This is a genomic window from Blautia sp. MSK18_10 (assembly GCF_020553185.1).
In the GTDB taxonomy this organism is placed as follows: Bacteria; Bacillota; Clostridia; order Lachnospirales; family Lachnospiraceae; genus Blautia_A; species Blautia_A wexlerae.
In genome coordinates this window covers 1-3,893 of record NZ_JAJCGT010000083.1, presented here as the reverse complement: position 1 = coordinate 3,893, position 3,893 = coordinate 1, and the positions used below count along the sequence as shown (strand labels likewise).

Annotated in this window: 5 protein-coding genes; all 5 read right to left on the bottom strand. The window is 42.6% G+C overall.

The annotated features are described in order from the left end of the window. Positions 1–196: 196 nt before the first annotated feature. Positions 197–889: an LrgB family protein gene (locus tag LI074_RS16735; protein WP_173698440.1), complete on the bottom strand. Its 693-nt coding sequence runs from the start codon at positions 887–889 to the stop codon at positions 197–199. Then, positions 886–1,254: a CidA/LrgA family protein gene (locus LI074_RS16730; RefSeq protein ID WP_020993269.1), complete on the bottom strand. Its 369-nt coding sequence runs from the start codon at positions 1,252–1,254 to the stop codon at positions 886–888. The genes LI074_RS16735 and LI074_RS16730 overlap by 4 nt, the downstream gene beginning before the upstream one ends. A 19-nt stretch (positions 1,255–1,273) precedes the next feature. Next, positions 1,274–1,741, bottom strand: a complete 468-nt coding sequence (locus LI074_RS16725) for a hypothetical protein (protein WP_020993270.1) — start codon at positions 1,739–1,741, stop codon at positions 1,274–1,276. A gap of 328 nt (positions 1,742–2,069) precedes the next feature. Further along, entirely contained in the window at positions 2,070–2,501 is a 432-nt protein-coding gene (locus LI074_RS16720; protein ID WP_173698439.1) for a hypothetical protein, read from the bottom strand. 235 nt (positions 2,502–2,736) lie between these two features. Further along, a partial coding sequence (locus LI074_RS16715; protein ID WP_173698438.1) for a transposase occupies positions 2,737–3,893 on the bottom strand: 1,157 nt, incomplete at its 5' end.

The following is a 3,893-nucleotide window of genomic DNA, read 5'->3' as shown; positions in this document are numbered from 1 at the left end:
AATCAAGTTGTATATCTCCGAAAATAGAATTAAATCCCGCATAAAATCAAGGTATATTAGAATGTAGAATTTACTTTTTCATTCAAGCAGCGCCTCTGCTCATCTGACACAACAGTTCTCTTGTATAAATAATGTTAAAGTCAACAGATATATTGTATATTGCCCAAAACAATTTATCAGGCAATCACTACTGTTCTTACATAAACTGCGCAAACACAGACGCACCTATAACAGTCAGAAGACCGGCAACTGCGATTGCAAGACTGCTCATGGCACCTTCTATTTCACCCAGTTCCATTGCCTTGGCAGTACCGATGGCATGGGCAGAAGTTCCAAGCGCCAGTCCCTTAGCGATAGGTTCTTCGATGCGTGCAAGTTTGATCACAGTCTCTGCCATCATATTTCCAAGAACACCGGTAATAATAATAACTGCAACTGTAATAGTCACAATACCTCCAAGTTCTTCAGAAACACCCATTCCGATGGCAGTTGTAATAGATTTCGGAAGAAGTGTTACATACTGCTCATGACTCAGGCTGAACAGCTTCGCAAGGATCAGCACACTGACCAGACTGGCAAGCACACCGGAAACAATTCCAATGATTACAGCTTTCAGATTCTTTTTCAGAAGTTCCATCTGCTGATACAGCGGAACTGCCAGGCAGACCGTTGCAGGTGTGAGCAAGTAGCTTATATACTGACCGCTCTGATTATAGGTGTCATAATCAATATGCAGTAAACAAAGCACCGCTATTACTGCAATGATCGCAATCAGAAGTGGATTAAAAATTGCCATCTTAAATTTTCTTTTCAAAAGAAGTCCTGCCTCATATGCGATCAGACTGATCGCTGCACCAAAAAACAGGGAATTACTCATAAATTGTGTCATGATCTTTTCTGTCCTTTCTTTCTGTCCATACGAATAACTGCCTGTGTGACACGACCTGTCACAATCATTACCACAACTGTGGTGATCACTGTGATCAGAATGATCGGCACACATACCGGTTTCAGTATGCCCCAGGCTGTCAGCAATCCGACACCTGCCGGAATAAACATAACCGGCATGATCTCTATGAGAAATTCAGCTGCTTCTTTGACCTGTTCCAACCTGATAATGTGTGTTCCCAGTGCGATCAGCATGATCACCAGTCCGTACACACTTGCAGGTACAGGAAGCGGGATCAGAACATGTAATGCCTCTCCCATTGCGGATATCAGTAAAATAATCCAGAATTGTCTTACGTATTTCATTTTCAGTCTCCTCTAATCCTTACTGAACGGCTACAGGCTTCATCATTCCAGTTACCTGATCTTCGTACTCCTGAGTTTCCTCGAGAGATGCTCGACCGGTTCTCTGAATCTTTGTCACGCCCGGATACTGTCCCGGGAAAGATTCCAGCATGATCCCATCGCCGTATATCTTTACTTTATCCCCATTTTCCAATACATCATCGGAAATTAATTTTCCTTTTTTATTGTAAATGCCCTCTGCCGGTATGTCTGCGCTGAAAATAGTTCCATTGTTCAGATCCACAAAAACTCCGGTCTTCAGAAATTCTCCTGTCTCGATATAGATTGCAGAAATAGCATTTGCTTCCTCTTTCTGCTCTTCCTCCCTGACCATCTGTGCCTGCTTTCCTACCATATTCCAGAAAGCACCTCCCATTACAGCAAAAATGGCGAGCAGAACAATCATACCGATGATAAACTTCCAGTCTCGTTCTTTTTTATTTTTCAAATATTCAACTCCTTTATATTGGTCTAACCAATCTCGGTTCATTACGTTTTTTAATTATAGCGTATTCATCACAAATTGCAAGGTTGTTTCTGCGTAAAAAAAAAGTTTTTACAGAATCCTGATTCTTTTCTGCAAAAACTTTTTCTTCTATATATTATACTGATATTATACTGTGGTAAGCAGTGCTTCCATCCAGACTTCTTTACGAAAAAGAATAAATACGATATACTTTACATAAATTATAAAGGCTTTATCCAAAGGATTATTGAAGTAGAGACTGTGCTGTTACACACCCCTTGGGTCAAAAGAAATGTGGGACAGGGCACACCTACCAATAATTCTTCTCTCCCATATATCCGAAAATCGAACGCCATCGAAGTTTAGATGCACATACCAAAGTTCCTGTGTCTCCATCTTCCAGCTCTATTTTATCTTCGCAGTCGCTCCAGATGATACAATCCTCTTTCAGAATTATATTGGAATCGAGTATTTCGCATGAATAGCGTTCGTCTGCCGGAAATAACTTTAAGTATTTTAATCCCTGAAATTCCATTTCAATCATTGAATCTTCTTCATACTGCCGTTGTATTATTACTCTCAGAATCCTGCGATCGTTTACAGGATACATATCCAGGTTTTCATTAACATATGCTCCGCTCAGATAATGCATCTCTTTGATACAGCTATCATGGAAAAACGACACTCTTTCCATAAATTCCTTCAGCGAATTCTCATCTGTAATCTCATTCCACTTGTGCATATTATCACCACTTTCATTACTGTATATTTTTTTCTTCTCTCCTGACCAGTCTACTTTGTCTTCTGTTTACTTGTGGACCTCACATGACTGAAGTCACGTGCTTCCAGACGCTTTAGGCGTCAGACTGAATATCGACGGATACACCTGTAACTTAGGTGCGCAGTTATGCGTATTTCCCATGCCGGATATGGCTGGTTCCCACATTACAGGTAATCCACTGTATATCTGCCTGTATCTATGCTGCTTTTAAGAGTTCCATTTCTGAATGGAGTTTCCTCAGATCTGCATAGACGCATGAGGTTCTACGCTTTACAGGAGGGACTTTTGCCTCCAGCAAAGACCTTTCCGTTACCGGAAGGGGTTTTAAAAGTTCTCTTATAAAATATCTGGCTCCTATATTATAGGATGCTGACAGGTCACAATTATATCGTTTTCCTGTCTGGAAAGTACAGAGGCTGTAATCTTCCCAGTCACGTGTTACCGCCCCGGAGCCATCATAAGCCAGTCTGCTGGTGTTCCATGCACAGATCCGGGATACCCGCATCCTTTTCCTGTGTGCCTGATGTTCACAGCGTCTTTGGATATCCCGCTTTCTCCACAGGTGCAGTTTCTGCTTTTTCTTTCCCGGTATCTTCCCCTGCATCTCCAGATACTCGAACACGATCACATCTGCATGGTTTTCTTCCGCATATCTTACGATCGCACCTGCAATCTTTTTACCCAGTTCTGTGTTCAGACGTTTCGTATACGTCCATCTTCCCTGTGTCTGCGCAGAACCATGTTCCCTCTGGAATCTGCGGATCCGTCCCAGTGCGCGGTACATCCGGTCTTTTTCACTGGGATAATCTATGAATCTTCTTCCCAGGACAGTTCCGTCTGCCCGCATGATGGTACAGACTGCATCGGTATTGATCCCTAAGTCCACACTGCAGATGATCTGTTCTTTCACAGGTGTTTTGGTAAGTGTTACTTCTTCTGTATAAGAAAAACGCAAAAAGTACTTCCGGTGTCTCTTTTCCAGAGTTGGGGCAGATGCCTTTTTCCCTGACCAGTATTTTCTCAGATATTCCATATCTGTATGCTCCAGACGTACACAGGACCATTTCCAGTCATGGCCGTCATAGAGTTTCAGGTATGCTTCGTCTTTCCCTTCCGCTCCCTCACGGTACATGACATCACGGTAGAAGACCGGCATGGCGTGGTTTTCATATACAAGCCTTGGTTTCCCGCTCTTTCCGTCTGTCTTTTCCCATAGATCCAGCCGTGTTCTATAAGAGAATACTGTCCCCAGCGCATGCCGGATGACAGATCTGCGCAGATAGGAAGGCATCTTTGGAAACCGGATATCAAAATCAAAACAGGCATGGTTTTTCTTCGTAGTATGTACCAGAT

Coding starts and splice junctions, on each gene's coding strand:
- LI074_RS16735 (WP_173698440.1), bottom strand. CDS start 889: ATGACACAATTTATGAGTAATTCCCTGTTTTTTGGTGCAGCGATCAGT.
- LI074_RS16730 (WP_020993269.1), bottom strand. CDS start 1,254: ATGAAATACGTAAGACAATTCTGGATTATTTTACTGATATCCGCAATG.
- LI074_RS16720 (WP_173698439.1), bottom strand. CDS start 2,501: ATGCACAAGTGGAATGAGATTACAGATGAGAATTCGCTGAAGGAATTT.